Genomic DNA, 20,035 nt, shown 5'->3' with positions numbered 1-20,035 from the left:
AGCGACTCGCGGACGGGATCAAGGACCAGATTCGGAACACGGCTACGCTTCACCTACGGAGTGCCTCTCTGCGTGATGGACCTTGAGCTTCAGCAACCCAAGAATCCCGCGCCAGACAGGCACTTCCGTGCTTTACACGCCGTACTCACCCCCGACCACGTGAAATCCCGAGGCTAGCGGCTCCGGCTCGCTCGACGACCGCGCAGGACTGGGCTCGCTCGACGACCGTGCCAGGACCCGGCTCGCTCGACGACCGTGCCGGGACCGGGCTCGCTCGACGACTGTGCCAGGACCGGGGGCTAGAAGTCGAAGCCGCCGAAGTCGCCGCCGAAGTCGCCGCCGCCGAAGCCGCCACCGCCGAAGTCGCCGCCGCCGAAGCCGTAGTCTCCGCCGCCGTAGTCGCCCCCGGCGTCGCCGTAGTCACCACCGGAATCGCCGTAGTCCCCGCCGCCGTCGCCACCGTCCCCGGAATCGCCGCCGTCGCCGCCGTCACCCGAGTCACCGCCGTCGCCGGACTCCTGGCCGGCGTCGTAGCCCTGCTCCCAGGCGGCGGCGCTGGCGATGCCGGACATGCCGAGAAACATCGCGTTGAACATCATCATCGAGCCCATGGCCCACACGCCCGTGGTCAGCGCGCCCGCCCACCACGGCTCGCTGTACCAGCCCTGCGGCACCGGGCGGCCGGCGACGCGGCCGCCGGGGTAGTAGTACGGCGTACGGCCGGAGGCGTCGGGGGACAGGTCGTACTCGCGGCCGTCGACGTCGACGTGCCGCTCCTCGGTGACCTTGCCGGCCCGCTCGCGCTCGGTGTCCTTCGGCAGCTCCGGGCCCGGGTCCAGGCCCATCGCGATCCGCGCGGCGCGCACGTAGTACAGCCCCTCGAGGGCGGTCTCCTTGGCCAGCTGGGCCTGGCGCGGCGTCTGCGCCTGCTCGATCTGCGAGCCGGCGGCGTTGAACCGCTCGGAGGCGTCGCTCATCGCCTGCTTCGAGGCGGTGTCCGTGCCCTGCAGGTTCAGCACCTGGCCGCCGAGCCGGTCGATCCACCGGCGGGCCTCGGCTTTCTCGTCCTCCAGCGACAGCCGGGCACCGCCGCGACCACCGAAGGCCGACCGGCCGCCCCCGCCGAAGGCGCCGCGGGCACCGCCACCTCGTTGCTGGTTGCCGCTGAACAGCAGAACCGCGAGCAGGATGATGCCGATGATCAGGAGGATCTCCATGACGTCCTTTCGTACGTGGCGTCTAGGGGAACAACGTGAAGCCGCGGTAGGTTGTTCCGCCGTCATCCAAAGCGTCGTGCGGGCGCCGTCATCGACGTCAGCGGATCGGGGCGCCGTCCCGGGAGGTGAGGGCTCCCTCAGAACGGCACGGCGACCGCGAGCAGCCCGCTACCGGGGCGGCGCCCGGACAGTGTGCGGCAGAAGTCGATCGCGTCGAGATGCAGTGGTTCCGCGCCGTCGCCGGAGGACCAGTGGCCGCCGGCCGGGCCGGTGAGGGTGAGCTCGAAGGGCTGTCCGTGCCGTAGCGCCCACTCGCGGACGACGTCGCCGAGGATCAGCCCGTCGTGCTCGGCGGTCAGCCGGTGCGCGACGCCGGTGGCCTCGACGATGTCCGCGCGGTGCAGCCACGGGTCGCGCGTGAGGATCGTGTCGATCAGGTAGCCCAGGGACCAGCGTTCCCGCTGCGATCCGACGACCTGCGTGCCGGGCAGCGGCCGCGTGCGGACCCAGGCCGGAGTACGGCGGCGTCCCCGCGCCGCCCGAGGGCCGTAGCGCTGCATCGCCCTGATGAGCGCCGCGGGCTCGGCGCCGGTGTGCTCTTGCACCTGCAGCGCGGTGAGCTCGTCGATCGCCTCGCGACCCGAGCGCCGCGCCCGCGCGGTGGCCGTGACGTTCTGGCGAGCCTGCTGCCAGAGCGAACCGGCCATCTGCGTCATGCCCACGCAGTGCGCGACCATCGCGTGCACGTCCCAGCCGTCGCACACCGTCGGGCGCCGCCACGCGTCGGGCGGTAGGTCCTGCAGCAGCTCGACGAATCTCCCGTACTCGTCAGCAGCGAGCCGCATCGCGGTCTCGCGGTCGTTCGTGGGCATCCGCAGCCCGGTCATCGTGTTCACGATGCCTCCCGTAGTCGTGGCCCGGCGAGGCCGACCTCGTCGGCGAACATGTCGATCACCCGGGGGAGCTGGCTGCGCCAGCGCGTGCCGCCCGGGTCGTTGGCCAGCGCCTGATCACACACACCGGCCAGCAGGGCGGTGAACAGATCGAGGTCGGCCTGCCTCGTGATGCCGTGCGCGGCCAGGGCCGCGCGCATGGTGTCGTACGCGGCCAGCGCGACGGCGTACTCCTCCTCGGAGGGCTCGAAGTCCGGGATGGTGCGCTGGTTCATCAGCTGGTAGCGGGCCAGGTCGGACGTCGCGAAGTCGAAGTAGGTCTCCGCGTGGGCGAGGATCGTCCGCCGTGGTGACTGGTGAGCGCTCGGCCGGCCGTGGACGGCCTCGATCATCGCCTGCCACGACTCGGCGAACATCGCGCCGAAGATGGCGTTCTTCGAGGGGAAGTGAGAGTACAGCGACGGCGCTCGCATGCCGACCGCCGCCGCGACTTCCCGCAGCGTGACCGCGGCGATGCCCTCCCGTCGGGCGATCTGCCACGCCGCGGCGAGAATCTCCTGCCGAGTGGCCGAACGGCGTTCGCTACGTCTATCGCGAATAGGCTCGTCTAACACAGTTAGTTACTGTCCTCCGCGACGGGAGGACAGTCAACAGGTCGGCACGCAGAGTGCGGAGCGGTTACGCGAGGGAACCGGCGCGGCGGCCGATGACCATGCCGGCGGTCAGCCCGGAGCCGCCGGGGTAGTTGCCGCTGAACAGGCCGCCGAGCGCCTCGCCGCACGCGTACAGCCCGTCGATCACGGTGCCCGAGTCGGTCAGCACCCGACCGTGCGTGTCGCCGCGCAGGCCGCCGAAGGTGAAGGTGATCCCGCAGGTCACCGGGTAGGCGTAGAACGGCGGCGTGGCGATCGCCGAGGCCCAGTTGCTCTTCACCGGGTCGGTCGCGGCACGGCGACCGTCCTTGATGGTCGGGTCGAGCGGGTGGCTGTCGTCGATCGAGGCGTTGAAGCCGGCGATCGTGCCGGCCAGCGCGGCCGCGTCGACGTCCATCGCCGCGGCGAGCTCGTCGATCGAGCCCGCGACCAGCGGTGCGATGCCGGGCATGTCGTACTCCTCGGCGCGCAGCATCGGCCGCAGCGTCGCGTCGAACAGCTGGTACGCGATCGATCCGGGCTGCTCGAGGATGACCTTGCCGTACTTGGCGTACGTGTAGTTGCGGAAGTCGGCGCCCTCGTCCAGGAACCGACGGCCCTCGCGGTTGACGATGATCCCCAGCGGGTAGCTCTGCCGGGTCAGCCGGTTGGTCAGCTCGCGGTTGCTCTCGTTCTGCGGGTAGGAGGCGTCCCACTGCACGCTGTGGCAGGTCGACCAGTCGCCGCCGCGGCCGGCGCCGATCTCCAGCGCCGCGCGGATCACCTCGCCGGTGTTGTACGGCGTACCGCGGACCTTCGCGTTCTGCCAGCCGTCGCCGAGGTACTCGCTGCGCAGCTGCGGATCGGCCTCGAAGCCGCCCGCGGCCAGCACCACCGACGCGGCGCGGATCTCCTCGTCGCCGACCCGTACGCCGACGACCGCGCCGTCCTCGCTCAGCAGACCGGACACGGGGGCGGCGTAGCGCACCTCGATCCCGAGCTCGGCAGCGACGCGGACGTGGTCGGCCATCAGCCCGACCCCGCCGTCGACGTTCCCGACATGCAGACCGCCCCAGAACAGATAGCTGCCGTCCGGGCGCTCGTAGGCCTGCCGCTCGTACATCAGCCGGTACCGCAGGCCGAGGTCGTGCAGCCACCGGACGGTGTCGCGCGACTCGCCGACGACGACCCGCGCCAGCTCCTTGTCGCCGCGGCCCTCGGTGACCTTCTCCAGATCGGCCAGGAAGTCGGCGGCGGAGTACGGCGGGACCTCGGCGCGCTGGTGACGCTCATCGGGCTCGACGATGTCGAGCAGGTCGCTCAGCCCGTCGTGGACCATCCGGGTCGCGCCCGCGGTGTAGTAGCTGTTGCCGCCGGCCTCCGCCTGGGGCGCCTTCTCCAGCAGCAGGACGCGGCGGCCGCGCTGCGCGGCGGCGTGCGCCGCGCAGAACCCGGCGTTGCCGCCGCCGACGACGACGACGTCCACCGCGCTCATCGGGCCACCTGCCCGAGCCGGATCACGCGGGGGTCGTGCAGCACCTCGTGGCGCTGTGCCACTTGCGGGTCATGCCCGGGCACGATCACGCCGTCCTCCCCGGCGAGCTCGCGGAGCCGGTCGAAGGCGGTGTACATCGCCGGTAGCTCGTGCACGATGCCGTAGGGCTTGTCCTGCTCGAAGTTCTCGTAGAAGTGGCTCGCGTCGCTGGCGAGCACGATGACGCCGTCCGGACGCCGGACCCGCACGACGGTCATCCCCGGGGTGTGGCCGCCGACGAGGTGCACCGAGATGTCGTCGTCGATCCGGGCATCGCCCTCGAGCAGCTGCACGCGGCCGTCGTTACGCAGCCGGTCGAGCAGCTCGATGTCCTCGCGGGTGTGCAGGTGCGGGTAGCCGCCGCGCGAGCGCACGAGCGGCAGGTGCCAGAACTCCAGCTCGGCGCGCTGCACCCAGACCCGCGCGTTCTGGTAGGCGGCCACGTGCCCCGAGTGGTCGTAGTGCAGGTGCGTGAGGATCAGCGTGGACACGTCCTCCGGCGTGATCCCGAGAAGCCCGAGCAGCTCGTCAGGGTCGCCGAAGTAGTCCCGTCCGCCGCGTTCCTCCGCCGCGGCGCGGGTGAAGCCGGCGTCCACGACCACGACGTCGTCCGGCCGGCTGATCACCCAGACGAAGTAGTCGATCGGGTAGTCCTCGGTGCAGTCGTCGCTGTAGCCGTAGAAGTGCTCGCCCTTCTTGGACGCCGTACGGCGCGCGTAGCGCAGCGCGAAGACGCCCTCCAGCCGCTCACTCACCGGTGGTCCTCCTTCGCGTTCACCGCATCGAATCGCAGGCTCAGCTGTGACCAGTCCTCCCACAGGGTGGCGATCGCCGAGTAGTCCGAGCGGTCGAGTCCCTGCGCGAGCGCCAGGTCGTAGACGCTCTGCGCGGCCTGGGTCGCGAACAGCGGGACGCCGCTGGCCTGGCCGAGCGCGAGCGCCAGGGTCGAGTCCTTGCGGGCGGCGTCCATCGGCATGCCGCCCTCGAAGTCGCCCGTCGCCACCCGTTCCATCACGCGGTGCGTGAGCGGCCGGATCAGCCCGCCGTCCGGACGGGCGAAGATCGCGGCGAGCTGCGCGAGGTCGATCCCTTGTGCCTTCGCCATCGCGAACGCCTCGATGAGCACCACCATCACGGCGTGCGCGACACCGTTGTTCACGACCTTGGCGGCCATCCCGGTGCCGACGGCGCCGTAGGTCTCGATCCGCGGCGCGATCGCCTCGAGGACCTCCCGGGCGTCGGCCACGTCCGGCTCGTCCCCGCCGACCAGCAGCGTCGCCGCCCCGCCGGCCATCTGCTGGACGCCGGAGAGCACCGCCGCCTCGATGAACCGGATTCCTTGCTGCGCAAGGATTCCGGCGCACGCGCGGGTGTCGTCCGGAAGCACCGTGCTCGTCTCGATGACCAGACCGCCCGCGGGCAGCAGGCCGCTCAGCTGCCCGCAGCACGACCGGCTGATGGCCGGGGTGGGCAGCGACAGGACGACGACGTCCACGCCGTCGAGGTCATCGAGGGACGCGATCACGGTGATACCGGCGATCTGCGCCGCCAGGTCGCGCCGCTCGGCGCTCGGGTCGCTGGCGATCACGTCGTACGACGCGGCCAGCCGCCGGGCGATCTCGATGCCCATCTGCCCGAGGCCGCAGAGTCCTACCCGTCGTCGGTCGCTCATCGAGGTCCTTACGTCTTGATCTGGAAGGGATCGCGCACTTCGTCGGAGAGGTCGATCAGCACGTTCTTGGTGCGCAGGTACTCGTCGATCGCCTCGACGCCGCGCTCGCGGCCGTAGCCGGAGAGCTTCACGCCGCCGAACGGCGCCTGCGCGGCGCTCTGGCGGTAGGTGTTGACCCAGACGGTGCCGCAGACGAGCTCGCGCGCGACGCGGTGCGCCCGGGACAGGTCCTGGGTCCAGATCCCCGCGGCCAGGCCGAACCGGGTTCCGTTCGCGATCCGGATCGCCTCCTGCTCGTCGGCGAACGTCGTCATCGCCAGCACCGGCCCGAAGACCTCCTCGTTGGCCAGCTGCGAGTCGGGTGGGACGTCGGCGAACACCGTCGGTTCGACGAAGTAGCCGTCCGCCAGCCCCGGTGGCCGCGGCGTGCCGCCGCCGGAGGCGAGGCGGGCACCGGACTCGCGGGCGGCCGCGATCATCGCGGTGATCCGGTCCTGCTGCGCCTTCGAGGCGACCGGGCCGAGGTTCGTCGCGGCGTCCGTCGGGTCGCCGAGCACGATCTCGCCCGCCCGCCGGCTCACCCGCTGCTCGATCTCCTGCGCGATCGACTCGTGCACCAGCAGGCGGCTTCCGGCGATGCAGGTCTGGCCGCCGGCGGCGAAGATCCCCGCCACCGCGCCGACGACGGCGCGGTCGAGGTCGGCGTCCTCGAACACGATGTTCGCCGACTTCCCGCCAAGCTCGAGGGTCACCGGGGTGAGGTTCTGGGCGGCCAGCCGGGCGATCTGCTGCCCGACCGGCACCGAGCCGGTGAAGCTGATGCGGCCCAGCCGCGGATCGGTGACGAGCGCCTCGCCGGCCGCGGGTCCGCCGGTGACGATGTTGACCACGCCGGGCGGGAAGCCGGCCTCCTCGAGCAGCTCGGCGATGTAGACGGTGCTCAGCGGCGCGACCTCGCTCGGCTTGACCACGGTCGTGCAGCCGGCGGCCAGCGCGGGCGCGAGCTTGTTGGCCAGCAGCTGCATGGGGGAGTTCCACGCGGTGATCAGCGCCGCGACGCCGACGCTCTCGCGCGTCGTGTAGTCGAACGTCTCCCACTGGTCCAGCGGGATCGTCCGGCCGTGCAGCTTGTCGGCCAGGCCGGCGAAGAACCGGTAGTTGCGGGCGGCGAAGCGGGCCTGGGACGTCGTCTCGCGGACGAGCTTGCCGTTGTCGCGGGATTCCAGCTCGCCGATCGCGGTCGCGTGCTCGTCGAGCAGGTCGGCGAAGCGGTGCATCAGCTGCGCCCGCTCGGCGCCGTTCGTCGTCCGCCAGGTCTCGTCGTACGCCGCCTGGGCGGCGCCCACGGCGTCGTGCACCTGCCCGGCGCTCGCGTCGGAGATGACCGCGATGCGGGCCCCGGTCAGCGGCGAGTGCACGTCGATGGCGCGGTCCTCGTCGACGGGCGGGCGCGCCCCGCCGATGAGCATGCGTGCTTCGTACGGGCTGTCGGCCATACGACTCCTCGGTCGGTGTGGACTCGTGCGACGTTACCGCGCGCGCCGTCTTTGATCACGCAAAAGCGGGCTTCGCCGGTCAAAGCGGGGGAATTCCCCCGCTCCGACCCACGAAGCCCGCTTCGGCACAGGCGGTCGGCGCGATGCGGCCGGTCGGTCAGACGCCGAGCTTGTCGGCCAGCCGGTCCTGCTGGAACAGCGGGCCCCCGAGCAGCACGTTCCCGGCCACCGCGTTGCGGTAGAACAGGTGCGCGTCGTGCTCCCAGGTGAAGCCGATGCCGCCGTGCAGCAGCATCATGTTCTTCGCCGCCCGGGTGTACGCCGGGGAGGCGAGCACCCGCGCCGCCGCCGCGGCGACCGAGACCTCCGACGAGCCGGTGGTCAGCGCCTCGCCCGCGGTCCGCACCGAGGCGTCGACCAGGCACCACTCGGTGTAGTCGTCGGCGAGCTTGTGCTTGACGCCCTGGTAGGCGCCGATCGGCAGGCCGAAGCTGTAGCGGATGTTGGCGTACTCGGTGGTGATCTTGATGCACGTCGTGATGGCGCCGGACTGCTCGGCCGCCAGGGCGACGTTGGCCAGGTCGATCACCCGGTCGAGGACGGCGCCCGCGTCGCCGGCCAGCAGCCGTCCCGACGCGCCGTCCAGGGTCACCGTCGCGACGCTGCGGGTGAGGTCGAGGACCTCCTCGCGGGTGACGGTCACGCCGGGCTGGTCGGTCTCCACCAGGTAGAACCCGTCGGAGGCGTGCACGATGAGCACGTCGGCCTCGGCGCCGCCGAGGACGGCGACCTTGGTGCCGCTGAGCGTGCCGTCAGTCGCGGTGACCCCGGCCGGCTGCGCGCCCCAGGTGGCGTCGCCCTCCTCGCTGATGGCCAGCGCGCCGATGGCCTTGCCCTCGGCGATCTTCGGCAGCCAGGTCGACTTCGCGTCCTCGTCGTCGCCGGCCAGCAGCGCGCCCGCGGCGAGCACGCTGGAGGCGAGCAGGGGAGTCTGGACCAGGCCGGCGCCGAGCTCACGCAGCCCGACGAACAGGTCGGCCCACGTGCCGTCGGCGCCGCCGTACTGCTCGGGGATCGCCAGGCCAGGCAGGCCGAGGCTGCAGACCTGGCGCCAGACGTCGGCGTCGTACGGCGCGTCGGACAGCGCCACCGCGCGCACCTTGCTCAACGGGGAGCGGGCGCTGACGAGCTTGCGGACCGCGTCGGCCAGGTCCTTCTGGTCGGGGTTATCGATGAGTGTCACTAATAGCTCCTTGGCCGCAGGTCACTTGGACAGCTTGAGTTGGTTGAACGGCGTCTTGCGATCGGCCGCGCCGGGATCCTTCGGCAGGCCGAGGACGCGCTCGGCGATGATGTTGCGCTGGATCTCGTTCGATCCGCCGGCGGTCGCCGACCCCGGCCCGGCGAGGATCATCTTGGCGACCTTCGCGGACTTGCCGGACAGCAGGGCGATATCCTGCCCGACGATCTCCTCCGCCGCGTCGCTGGCCCACAGGCCGAACTCGGCGCCGGCGAGCTTGCCGACCGAGCCCCGGGCGCCGATCGGCTCGCCGGACAGCGCGCCTTCGTGCAGCACGCGGCCGAACGCGGCGGCCGCGGTCTCGCGGGCGTAGACCATTGCGAGCTTGCGGCGTACGCCGGGATCGTCGCTGGTGCCGACGTCTGAGGCGATCTCGCGCAGCGTGTCGAAGCCGAGCGGGTTGTTGCGCGCGCGGCCGCGGGCGCCGATGGTGACCCGCTCGTTGCGCAGCATGACGACGGCGGCGGCCCAGCCGGCGTTGACCTCCCCGATCACGGCGTCCGCCGGGACCTCGACGTCGTCGAAGTAGACCTCGTTGAACGGCGCGTCACCGGTCGCGACGACCAGCGGCCGGACGGTGACGCCCGGGTGGTGCATGTCGACGATGAACATCGTGATGCCCGCGTGCCGCGGGACCGTCGGGTCGGTGCGCGCGAGGATCGCGCCGAAGTCGGAGAACTGCGCGCCCGAGGTCCAGACCTTCTGACCGTTGATCAGCCAGCTGCCGGTCTCGGTGCGGGTCGCGGTCGTCTGCAGGCTGGCCACGTCCGAGCCGCCGTTGGGCTCGGAGAACAGCTGGCACCAGATCTCCTCGCCGGTGAGCATCTTGGGGATGTGCCGCTTCTTCTGCTCCTCGGTCCCGAGCTCGAGGATCGTCGGCGCGGGCATGCCCAGGCCGATCACGAACGGTCCGGTGGGCATCAGGAAGTCGGCGGAGACCTCGTTGAACGCGATCAGCTCGTCCTCGCCCAGGCCCTGGCCGCCGTACTCCGTGGGCCAGGTGATGCCGGCCAGGCCGGCCTCGGCGAGGCCCTTCTGGAACGCCTTCGATTCATCCAGGGTCGGCGCGAAGCGGTCGGCGGCCTCCGCGGTGAACGGCGTCGCGTGCTCCTGGAGCCAGGCCAGGGCCTTGGCGCGGAACTCGTCTGCGGGCATGTGGTGGTGTCCTTCCTGCGGTTCGGAACCGTGCTCCCCGCGCCGTGCGTGCCGTGCGACAGGGCCTTCCCGCGCCGAAACGGCACGGTGCTCCCACTATGAGAACACGTTCGGGATACGGCTGATTTTTGGGGTGAGCGCTCAATTTGTCAATCACCGCCCGTAACCGGGGACGACCCCGGTCATGCGCGCCTCCTTCACGCTCGTCGCGCACCCCCGCACGGTCGTCGAGCGCCCACACGCTCGTCGCGCACCCTCGCACGGTCGTCGAGCCCCACCGGTCGTCGAGCGCCCCCCCACGGTCGTCGAGCGAGCCGAGCCGCTAGGCGAGGCGACGTCGAGACGTGGTGCGGTCGAGTGTCGGCATGCGGCGTCTCGACGTCGCTCGTTCCTCGCTCGCTCGACGACCGTTGGTGGTTCGACGGTTGCCGCGCACCGCCACGCGGTCGTCGAGCCCCCCACGGTCGCCGAGCGCGCCCACCCGCTCGTCGCGCACCTCAGCACGGTCGGCGAGCGCCGCACAGGGTCGTCGAGCCCCCACACGGTCGGCGAGCGCCGCACAGGGTCGTCGAGCCCCCAACACGGTCGTCGAGCGAGCCGAGCCGCTAGGCGAGGCGACGTCGAGACGCGGTGACCTTCGCGCGATCTTCGGGCAACCGGCATCCCCTCACGGTCGTCGAGCCGCCGGAGCCGTCAGAAGCAGCGGTCGGGGTCGCCGAAGTCGACCGTCGTGCCGTCGGGCTGGGCGTTGACCGCGCCGGTGGTGAGGTCGACGGTCATCGTGCCGCCCTCGAACGACGCGAAGCCGGTGCCGTCGCCGGCGTCGACCTGGTCGGCGGTCGGGAAGCCGAACGGCCCCGCGGGTCCGCCCTCCACGTCGCGGTAGTGCTGGTCGAGGTCGCCGCGCAAGAGGAAGGCGCCGGTCTCGCGCCGGAAGTAGATATGCCCGTCGTCATCGTCGTCCAGGAAGACCTGGCGGACGGTGCCTTGGGTGCCCGGCACCGGCTTGGTCATCGGCGCCTGCGGATCGTCGGTGGTCGGCAGCGTGATGGCCATGCCGGAGTCGGCGAGCTCGAAGAACTTGTGCAGGATCGCGCCGATCCCGGCGTCCAGGTTCACGCAGTGCCCATCGAGCTTGCGGAACGTCCGCGGCCCGGCGAACGCGTCGACGAACCCGTTCGGGTCGTCCGGGGGGAAGTGGATGCCGTAGTGGTCCTTGTACTTCGTGACCGTGCGCTGGGTGATCGGTCCGTAGGTGCCGATGACGAAGTCGGCGTTGTGGATCTGCGGGTCGACGGCGGCCACCCAGGACAGGTCCCAGACCGCCTGCTGGAGAGTGGTCACGCTCGCGGCGGGGCTTCCGGGGCCGAACTTCAGCTGCCCGGTGTCGGGGTCGTTCAGGATGTCGAGGAGCAGCTGGTCCTCGGCGAATCGAGGCGATTCGAAGTCCATGATCCATCATCACTCCTGGTCATCGCGGTCGACAACCCGCACAACCCCGGTAGTTGGACGCCGGCTGCCGGCTCACACTGAGGCGATATCGGGGATTCAGCCGTTGCACGCGGCGACCGCCAAGCGCGGTGGCTCGCACGGATCGGACACTGCGATGGACTTCGACAGGACTGCGCTGCGGCACTGGATCACGGTCGCGCCGTTCGACATCGGCACGTTTGACGCGTTCGTGCGCACCGACTCCGGCACCGTCGAGCACTACTGGCGGGACGCCGACGGCGTGCTCTTCGGCCCCGAAACGATCGCCGGCGGCTTCACCTCCGAGCCGATCGCCACCTGGGCGAGCAGCGGCTCGAGCACGGCGCTGCACCTGATCGGCCGCAACGGCGGTGGCCTGGTCGACTGGCAGTGGGACGGCGCCCCCGGGCTGGCGCCGCTGGGACCACCCGTGAAGGTCGACTTGCCGGGCTGGTGCTTGCACGACCCGGTGGTCGTCCGGGACGACGACGGCAGCCTGCAGGTGTTCGCCGCGCGCCTGGATGGCACGGTGCGCCGCTGGCAGCTCACGGCCGACGGGTGGAGCACTCCCGAACCGGTCGCCGGAGCGTCCGGTGACTTCACGGCGGTACGCCGGGGCCCGGGAGTGCTCGATCTGTTCTCGGCGGACGGTGGCGACGAGCTGGTGCACTGGATCAACGAGAACGGTGCCTGGCGTCGCGAGACGCGCCCGGCAACCGGCAGCCTCGGTCGGCCGACCGCGGCGGCGTACGAGCCGACGCGGCTGGACGTCTTCGCCCCCCGGTCGGACGGCGTCCCCGTGCACTGGGGGTGGAACGGCACGCGGTGGTTCGATCAGGAGCTGGTGCTGAACCTCGTCGGTCCGGGCGGTACGCCGGTCGCGGTGACCGACTCCCTGAGGCTCGTCTCATTCGGGGTGGATCGGCTGATGCTGTTCGGGCTCTCGACGACCGGCGACCTGCTGCGCTGGATCCTGCAGCCGCCGCGCTGGAGCGGTCTCAGCGACATGCGCAGCGACGTACGGTCGTTCGCAGCGTGGTCGCTGATCGACGACCAGGTCGAGGTGCTGACGCGTCAGCGCGACGGCACCTTCGTGCAGTGGATCTTCCACAACAATCCGGCGCAAGGCATGGGGGAGCCGGTCGCCGGCGCCTGGATCGACACCACGCTCGTCCCGACCGAGCCGGAGCCGCCGCCGGGACCGCCGCTGCCGTCGCCCGTGGCGCCGGACGTGCTGCTGGTGCGCCCGTCCGACCTCGTGCTGCTCGGCGCGCGCTGGAGCGACCTCGACCTCCAGGCCGGTCCACCTCCGGAGCTGGTCGCCCGCGCGGGCGCCGAGCTCACGCTGGTCTTCCCGCCGCAGCACGTGGGGGAGGAGGTCGTCCCTGCTGGCGGACCCGCTGTCCCGGGGCTGCCCCTCGAGCAGACCGGCGGCATCCCGACCTGGGGCGCCGCCCTCGCCGGCACCAGCCAGGTCGTCGTCTCGCTACAGGCCGGTACTCGCGTGCCCCTCACCGTCGACGGCCTGCTCGATGCGGCGCGGTCCGGTCACCTGGTGCCGGGCACCGGCGTGGGCGATCCGAAGACCGTCCTCGAGATCCCGTACGGTCTGCTCTTCTCGCCGCACACCGAGGACGGGTCACCGATCGAGGTGTCCCATCCGGCCGGCGTCGCGCTCGGCAACGCCGGCGCGGGCGGCCTGTGGCAGACCACGATCGCCACCGGCACGCCGGGTGCTCTCGTCCTGCGGGCGCTCACGGCGCGGCCGACCGACCCGTTCGCGCTGCCGCTGGAGCGCGGCGACCGCGGTCGCATCGTCCGGGAGGCACCGACCGCGCGCATCGACCGGCTCTCGCTCAGCGCGCTGGGTGGGTCGCTGCAGGCAGCCGGTGCGTGGGAGGGCTTCTCGTGGGAGCACACGGCGGCGCTCGGCCGCGACCGGCGCGTGCGGGTCGCGACCGAGGGCGTGCTGTACCCGTTCGGGCATCGCGCCGAGTTCGTCGAGGTCACCGAGCGGGTCTTCGCCTCCGGGGTGGACGGCGCCGTCGCGCACCTGCGCAAGGCGACGACGCTGCGGGTGATCGAGCCGGTGCGGCGGGACGGCGGCCACGAGGCGTTCCCGTTCGATGAGGTCGAGATCGAGCGGACCGCGTACGAGGGCGTCGCCGCGGAGTGGAAGACCAAGGACTTCCCGACGCCCGAGGCAGAGCAGCTCGAGCAGGCAGCGGCGCAGGCCGACTTCGAGGCGACGAAGATGCGCAACCGGCTGCTCGGCGACATGGACGACGGCAGCACCCGCCTCGAGGCGCTCGCCGAGGGGACCGACCCCACCGCCGGTGACCTGCTCGACCCGGAGGACCCGGAGTCGGGGACGCGGCAGTCCGCCGCCGAGGCATGCCTGGGGATGATGCTGTTCAGGGACAGCTTCCTGGAGAAGATCGCCGCGTTGGCGGACGCCGCAGCGGTCGTGGTGAACGTGTTCTTCGTGCCGCGCCCCGGCGCCGATGCGCCCGCCTTGCGGTTTCCGGTCCGGCTCGGCGGTCTCCTCGGCGACGTGCACGTGCTGGTGCCGGTCGTCTTCGTCGCCGACATCCGGCTGCCGGGCGGGCTGTTGCAGGACCCGTGGTCCTCGCTGGACGACGGTGGCGTGCTCGAGCGGGTGGCGGCGTACCGCGAGGCCGGGGACGGCGGTACGGACGCCGGTGACGTGGATGCCGGCGGTGCCCGGATCGACCTAGTGCGCGCGAGCGAGCCGAAGGACGGCGACGTCCACGAAGTCCGCCGGCTGCATCTGGCCGGCGAGCCGCGCGCGGGCGGGTTCCGGCCGCGGCTGGGTGCCGCCGTCCTGGACGCCGAGCAGGGTGCGCCGGCGGCGGAGCGCTGGGCGTTCGAGACCGTGTTGCCGTCGGTGCGGGCGCTGCTCGGGCAGGAGCAGCCGCTGCGGTTCGCGTACAGCCGTCCGTTCCTCGACGGCGACGCCGCGACCGACGTGCCGTTCCGGATCCCCGACGGCGCGGCGAAGCTGGCGACCGACTTCGCCAAGGACTCCTCGCGCAGCGGCGGGATCCTCGCCCCGGACATCGTCGCCGACGGGCTCTCGCGCACCTACGGCCCGGTGAGCGCCGACGCGCTGCTGGACGCCGCAGGGGGCGTGCTCGACCCGAAGCGAATCCTCGCCGAGGGCGCCACGCTGCTCGGCTACTCCCTCGCCGACCTGATCGACCGCCCCGCGCTGCGCGACCCGCCGGCGATCCTGCACCACCTCTCCGACGCCGGAACGCCGGTCGTCACGCTCACCTGGCCTCGCATCACGCCGCCCACCGACCCGGGAACCCCCGTCGTCCCGCCCACCCCGACAGGCATCCCGCTGGCCACCGCCTCCGGGTCGTTCGTGACGAACCCGGCGTCCAGGCTCACGCTGACCGTGACGATCGGTGCGGCCGGCCAGGAGGTGACCTGCACCCTCGACCAGATCGCGCTCGCGCTGCCCCGACCGCAACCCCGAGACCAAGCTCATCGAGGTCGGCATCGAGAAGATCGTGTTCACTCAGCGCAGCGGCGCGGCGCCGGACCTGCAGCTGCACGGCGTCACCGCCGAGTTCTTCGGGCTGCTGAAGCTGCTGAAGGCCCTGCAGAAGGCGGTCGGCCTCGGCGACGCCGCCCCGCAGATCACCGCCTCCTCGAGCGGCATCGCGGCGTCGTACGCGCTGCCGGTGCCGGACGTCGCCACCGGCGCCTTCCAGCTCACCGGTCTGGTCTTCCACGGCGGCCTCGACGTCCCGTTCGACGAGCGCCCGGTGACGCTGTCTCTGGGCTTCGCCAGCCGAGAGAAGCCGTTCCTGCTCAGCGTGCTGGTCTTCGGCGGGGGCGGGTACGTCGACCTCGCGATCGACAAGGGGGGTCTGCGGCGCCTCGAGCTGGCGCTCGAGTTCGGGGCGTCGGTCGCCGTCGACTTCGTCGTCGCCCGCGGCGAGGTGCACGCGCTCGGCGGGATCCGGATGATCAAGGACGCCGACCGGTTCGCGCTCACCGGCTACCTCCGGTTCGGCGGCAGCCTCAGCGTGCTGGGACTGGTCACGGTGAGCGTCGAGATCCTCGTCGAGCTGACCTACGACGACCAGACCAACGAGATGGCCGGCCGGGCGACGCTGGTGCTGGAGATCGACCTGACGCTGTTCAGCGACTCCGTCGAGATCGACAGCGGCCGGTGGGTGATCGCCGGCGGTGACGCGCACGGTGAGGACTCGCCGATGCGCCGCGCCATCACCCCCGACGCCGACGGTCGCGCGCCGCTGCTGGACGAGAGCGACCGGGTCGCGCTGCTCGACGACTGGCTGCGCTACCGCTCGGCGTTCGCCGAGCAGCCGGCCTGAGGAACGGGGGACAGCATGCCCAGCAGCCTCGGATGGATCGCGGTACCCGGCGGGCGGGTGCTGCGGGTGACGGACGCCGGTGCGGCGGCCCGGGAGGTGGCGCTGCTGCGGGTGCTGATCGTGCCGCGGCTGTCCGAGGAGCTCGCCGGCACCGCGTTGGAGGACTGGCCGGCGACGATCAACGCGGCACAGCCGGTCGTCGAGATTCGGCACAGCCCGGACGCCGACCCGCTACCGGGCGCCCACCCGCCGCCGGGCGCCGACCCGCTCGCGGGCGCGACCCCGCAGCCGATCGCGGCAACGTTGCGGCGCCTCGCGCGCAGCGACACCTGGCGGTCGCTGACCGGGCACGGCCTGGGGGTCCGGCCCTGGCAGCCGCCGGAGGGCTACGACGCGCCGACCGTGCGCCCGACGCTGAGCGACGCGGCAAGCATCGAGGCGACCTACCGGCAGGCGGCCCGCAAGCCGGGGGACGAAACGGTGGTGCGGGAGGCGCTCGCCGACTGGCGCGCCCCAGCGGCAGCACGGGCTCGGGTCGGCGACGCGCCGGTGTTCGAGAAGGTCGACTTCCACCGCGCGGTGAGCCTGCTGCGCGAGCACCCCTACGTGCTGCGGATGCTCGGGCTGATCCTCGAGCTGGAGATCGACCCGGCGCTGCTGCCGCGGAGCGGCGGCGCCGACCGGCCGCAGGTCAGGGTGCGCTGGCCGGAGTCGCCGGTCGCCGTCGAGTCGCCGTGGACGGCGTACGAGTTCGACGGCCGGCACTTCCTGCCGGCGTCCAGCGGTGACATCAAGCGTGGGGTCGTCGACCTCTCGGACAGCGCGAAGTGGACGGTCCTCACCGTGGACGTCGACGGAGCGGTCGGCCGGCTGCGGGAGGCCGCGCGGGTGGTGCTCGCCGGCGAGCAGCCGCCCACTGATGCGCCCGCGGCCCCACCGGCACCCGGTGGCGGGCCGATCCCAGCAAGTCCGGCAGCGCCTGGAAACCTGCCGGCTGCCGGGAGCCCACCGGAGGGCGGGAGCCTGACGACGGCTGCGGACTTGCCGGCGCGCGCGAGCCTGCCGACACTGCGCTCGGCGGGGCTGCAGATCGCGCGCATCGGGCGTGCCCAGCAGCTCGCGACCCGCACCGCTCGCGGACGGGGTGCGGCGCGGGCACCGTCGCTGGCCGGCCGGGTCCTCGACGCCGACGACCTGGTGCTCGGCTACCGCATCGACGTCCGGCCGCAGAAGACCGAGGACTGGTTCTCACTGCACGCGCGGCGCGCGACGTACACCCTCGACGGGCAACCCGTCGGCGACGAGCCCAGCGTCGACGAGGAGGGGCATCTCAAGCCGTTCGCGGCGGTGCGCGGTCCGGATGGCGTGCACACCGACGAGGTGGTGGCGCGGTGGAGCGGCTGGAGCCTGTCGCTGCCGCGACCACCGGTCGGCCGTCAGCCGCTCGACGTGGCGACGGACCGCGCCGAGGAGCTCATCCCGTACCAGTTCGCGGCGCGATACGAGATCCCGAAGGGCTCGCTGCCCGAGCTGCAGTTCGGTCGGACCTACCAGCTGCGGGCGCGCGTGGTGGACGTCGCCGGCGGTGGCCTCGAGCTCGACGACGCGGCGGCCTCCACCGAGCCCACCCGGGAGGTGCCGTACGTGCGCTACGAGCCGGTGCCGCCGCCGGCGGTGCTGCAGCCCGACGGGTTGCTGGTGCCCGACCCGCACCATCCCGACCGGCTGAAGGTCGACCTCGGGCCGCTGGGTCCCGGCGGGACGCCCGAGCGTCTCGTGGTCCGCTCCGAGCCCGGACCGGACGGCGCATTCACCGCGGCGCCGTTCGCCGGCGACCTGCGGTATCCGGCCAACGATGCCCGGACGATCGTGGCGCCGCCGACCACCTTCCAGATTGCCGAGCAGCACGCGCTCCTGCCGGCGGACCAGACCGGGCTCGATCGGATGATCCGCGCCAGCCTGCCCTCGCCGCGCGGCGCGCTGCCCGACCCGCTGGCCCTCGGCGCGGCCATCACCCTGATGCCCGAGCCCGGCGGCATCGCCGCGATCGACACCGAGGCCCGGCCGTGGGGCGGTGCGTGGCCCGACCACGAGGAGAAGCGGATCCGGCTGGTGCCCGGCGGCGCGGACGACGAGATCGGCTTCCACTGGGACCCGTCGCCGCCCGGCGTCGACGCGCGGACGGACCCGGCGGCGACCGCGTTCGTCACCGTGCCACCGGGGCAGCGAGTGGTCACTGAGCTGTCGTCGAGCGTGCTGCAGGGGAACCTCAGCCAGTTCGCGATCACCACCCTGGCGAACGCGCCAGATGCCGACACCGCCACCATCACCGGCCGGCATCCGCTCATCACGCCCGCCACCCGCATCGAGCTGGTGCACGCCGTCCGCCAGCCGCGTGCCGCGCCGACCGGGACCCTCACGCCGGTCCGCACGCCGGGCGCGACGCATGTGGTGCTCGAGCCGCACGACGCGGTGCTCGGCATCCACACGCAGAGCACCGCGCAGCTCGAGCTGCGGGCGTCGTGGACGGAGTGGGACGACGCGCCCGAGGGCACCACGCGGTCGGCGCCGCTGCCGCCGGTCGCGGTGACCTACGGTGCCGACCGGCTGCGCGAGCTGCGGCAGGAGTTCGGCGACACCAAGCACCGGATGGTCGACTACACCGCGACGGCGGTGAGCCGCTACCGGGACTGCTTCGATCCGGACGACTCCGAGGAGCTGTTCCGCGTCGAGTCCAAGCTGCCGCCGGTGCTGATCAAGTCGACCGCGCGGCCCGCGCCGCCGGTGATCACCTCGACCGTGCCGGCCTTCGCCTTCTCCGAGGCGCCGGGGGCAGGCGCGCTGGTCCGTACCCGGGCGGCCGGGCGGTTGCGGGTGCATCTCGGGCGGCCGTGGTTCACCACCGGTGAGGGGGAGTGCGTGGCGGTGATCGTCTGGCCGGGCACGGAGGACGACATACCTGACCAGGTGCGGCCGCTGGTGTCGTGGTTCAACCGCGACCCGATCCACCCGACCACGGCGCCGAAGGCGCTCGCCGACGAGGCGTCCTTCGCCGGCGAGGTCGACCCGCTCAGCGTGCCGCTGGTGGAGACCGGGGACGTCGTCCGCGTACTGCCATACCCGGTGTCGTTCCACGAGGGCAGCCCGTTCGCCGACATCGAGCTGCCCGCTGCGGCGGCGGCGTCGTACGCGCCGTTCGCGCATCTCGCGATCGCGCGTTTCCAGCGGCAGAGCCTCGACGGGCTGCAGCTGTCGACGATCGTGCGCACCGACATGGTGCCGGTGCTGCCGGATCGCCGGCTCGAGGTGATCGCCGATGCAGCGGGGGTCCAGCTGACGCTGTCCGGGCTGAGCCGCGTGGGCACCCGGCCGAACCGCGTCACCGCCGTCCTCGAACGCGCCACCGGCACCCTCCCCGACGCCGCTGGCCCAGCCAGCCCTGACGAGGGACCCGGCGGCGCCGCCGCGGGATCGGGTGGCGCTGCCGGGGTGCCGGGTGGCGCTGCCGCTGGACTCGGTGGTGCCGCGGGGCCGGGCGGCGCTGCCGTCGCGAGGGCAGGCGACGTGGGTTGGGGCCTCACTGCGCTGGGTAGCGCGGCGCCGGTGTTCCCGGCCTGGACGCGCGTCCCGGGCGCGGTGGTGTCTGGGACGACCAACGCGCCGCTGCCGGTTCTGCCGCTGCCGCAGACGGGTGACCGGCTGCGGGTCGTCGTCCGCGAGACCGAGGACCTCGGCCCCCGCGCCGACGAGCTGCTGGACGCCGCCGACGAGCTCGCCGAACGCACCGTCTACCTCGACGTCATCCCCCTGCCCCTGTCAGAGTGACCGGTCTTGTGATGCTGCACTGCGCCGTAGCAGCCAACGGTCGTCGAGCGAGCCGGAGCGCCAGCGGAGGCGACGTCGAGACGTGGTGCGATCGAATGCCGGCTTGCGTCGTCTCGACGTCGCTCGTTCCTCGCTCGCTCGACGACCGTGTTGTGGCGCCCCGCGGTCGTCGAGCCCACCCTGGTCATCGAGGTCCCCACCTTGGTCGTCGAGGTCCCCACCTTGGTCGTCGAGCCCACCCTGGTCATCGAGGTCCCCACCTTGGTCGTCGAGCGAGCCGAGCCGCTAGGCGAGGCGACGTCGAGACGCCGGAAGTCGACAGTTCGCCGCACCCGCTCCTCAAACGATCGCCGAGCGCCCCACACGGTCGTCGAGCGAGCCGAGCCGCTAGCCTCGATGTTTCACGAGGGGCGGCTGGCCTGTCGGTGTGGCCGGGCTGGCCGGGTGGTGGCGGCGGGCGTGGGTGAT

Annotated in this window: 13 protein-coding genes; 3 read left to right on the top strand and 10 right to left on the bottom strand. The window is 72.5% G+C overall.

Annotation, left to right across the window (positions count from 1 at the left end; all coding sequences use genetic code 11):
• Positions 1 to 299 precede the first annotated feature (299 nt).
• From F8A92_RS15675 to F8A92_RS15630, 10 genes are all read right to left on the bottom strand, one after another.
• Positions 300 to 1,217, bottom strand: coding sequence for a hypothetical protein (locus F8A92_RS15675; RefSeq protein ID WP_153506113.1), 918 nt, complete (start codon positions 1,215 to 1,217; stop codon positions 300 to 302).
• Between the two features lie 137 nt (positions 1,218 to 1,354).
• A complete protein-coding gene (locus tag F8A92_RS15670) occupies positions 1,355 to 2,104 on the bottom strand; it encodes a maleylpyruvate isomerase family mycothiol-dependent enzyme (RefSeq protein WP_228389495.1) in 750 nt (249 codons plus the stop codon).
• Positions 2,105 to 2,109: 5 nt separating this feature from the next.
• Complete coding sequence (locus F8A92_RS15665; protein WP_153506111.1) at positions 2,110 to 2,724, bottom strand: TetR/AcrR family transcriptional regulator; 615 nt, start codon at positions 2,722 to 2,724, stop codon at positions 2,110 to 2,112.
• Positions 2,725 to 2,788: 64 nt separating this feature from the next.
• Positions 2,789 to 4,237, bottom strand: a complete 1,449-nt coding sequence (gene tcuA / locus F8A92_RS15660; protein WP_153506110.1) for an FAD-dependent tricarballylate dehydrogenase TcuA — start codon at positions 4,235 to 4,237, stop codon at positions 2,789 to 2,791.
• Positions 4,234 to 5,031, bottom strand: a complete 798-nt coding sequence (locus tag F8A92_RS15655) for an N-acyl homoserine lactonase family protein (protein ID WP_194291540.1) — start codon at positions 5,029 to 5,031, stop codon at positions 4,234 to 4,236. The genes tcuA and F8A92_RS15655 overlap by 4 nt, the downstream gene beginning before the upstream one ends.
• Complete coding sequence (locus F8A92_RS15650; protein ID WP_153506108.1) at positions 5,028 to 5,948, bottom strand: NAD(P)-dependent oxidoreductase; 921 nt, start codon at positions 5,946 to 5,948, stop codon at positions 5,028 to 5,030. The genes F8A92_RS15655 and F8A92_RS15650 overlap by 4 nt, the downstream gene beginning before the upstream one ends.
• Before the next feature lie 8 nt (positions 5,949 to 5,956).
• Positions 5,957 to 7,444, bottom strand: coding sequence for an aldehyde dehydrogenase (locus F8A92_RS15645; protein WP_228389494.1), 1,488 nt, complete (start codon positions 7,442 to 7,444; stop codon positions 5,957 to 5,959).
• Positions 7,445 to 7,601: 157 nt separating this feature from the next.
• A complete protein-coding gene (locus F8A92_RS15640; protein WP_153506107.1) occupies positions 7,602 to 8,687 on the bottom strand; it encodes an acyl-CoA dehydrogenase family protein in 1,086 nt (361 codons plus the stop codon).
• Between the two features lie 21 nt (positions 8,688 to 8,708).
• Complete coding sequence (locus F8A92_RS15635; RefSeq protein WP_153506106.1) at positions 8,709 to 9,899, bottom strand: acyl-CoA dehydrogenase family protein; 1,191 nt, start codon at positions 9,897 to 9,899, stop codon at positions 8,709 to 8,711.
• Positions 9,900 to 10,592: 693 nt separating this feature from the next.
• Positions 10,593 to 11,351: an LGFP repeat-containing protein gene (locus tag F8A92_RS15630; RefSeq protein ID WP_153506105.1), complete on the bottom strand. Its 759-nt coding sequence runs from the start codon at positions 11,349 to 11,351 to the stop codon at positions 10,593 to 10,595.
• A gap of 154 nt (positions 11,352 to 11,505) precedes the next feature.
• Between F8A92_RS15630 and F8A92_RS15625 the strand changes: the two genes are divergently transcribed.
• From F8A92_RS15625 to F8A92_RS15620, 3 genes are read left to right on the top strand one after another with little or no spacing between them, the layout of a single operon-like run.
• Positions 11,506 to 15,597 (top strand): hypothetical protein, encoded by a 4,092-nt coding sequence (locus tag F8A92_RS15625; protein WP_153506104.1) that lies wholly within the window; start codon positions 11,506 to 11,508, stop codon positions 15,595 to 15,597.
• Positions 15,521 to 15,742, top strand: coding sequence for a hypothetical protein (locus F8A92_RS18675; RefSeq protein ID WP_194291539.1), 222 nt, complete (start codon positions 15,521 to 15,523; stop codon positions 15,740 to 15,742). Before F8A92_RS15625 ends, F8A92_RS18675 begins: the two co-directional genes overlap by 77 nt.
• A 15-nt stretch (positions 15,743 to 15,757) precedes the next feature.
• Entirely contained in the window at positions 15,758 to 19,567 is a 3,810-nt protein-coding gene (locus F8A92_RS15620; RefSeq protein ID WP_153506103.1) for a hypothetical protein, read from the top strand.
• The last annotated feature ends 468 nt before the right edge of the window (positions 19,568 to 20,035 follow it).

The organism is Cumulibacter manganitolerans (assembly GCF_009602465.1).
In the GTDB taxonomy this organism is placed as follows: domain Bacteria; phylum Actinomycetota; class Actinomycetes; order Mycobacteriales; family Antricoccaceae; genus Cumulibacter; species Cumulibacter manganitolerans.
Note: the sequence above shows the minus strand (reverse complement) of the source record. Positions and strands in the feature narration are given on the sequence as shown.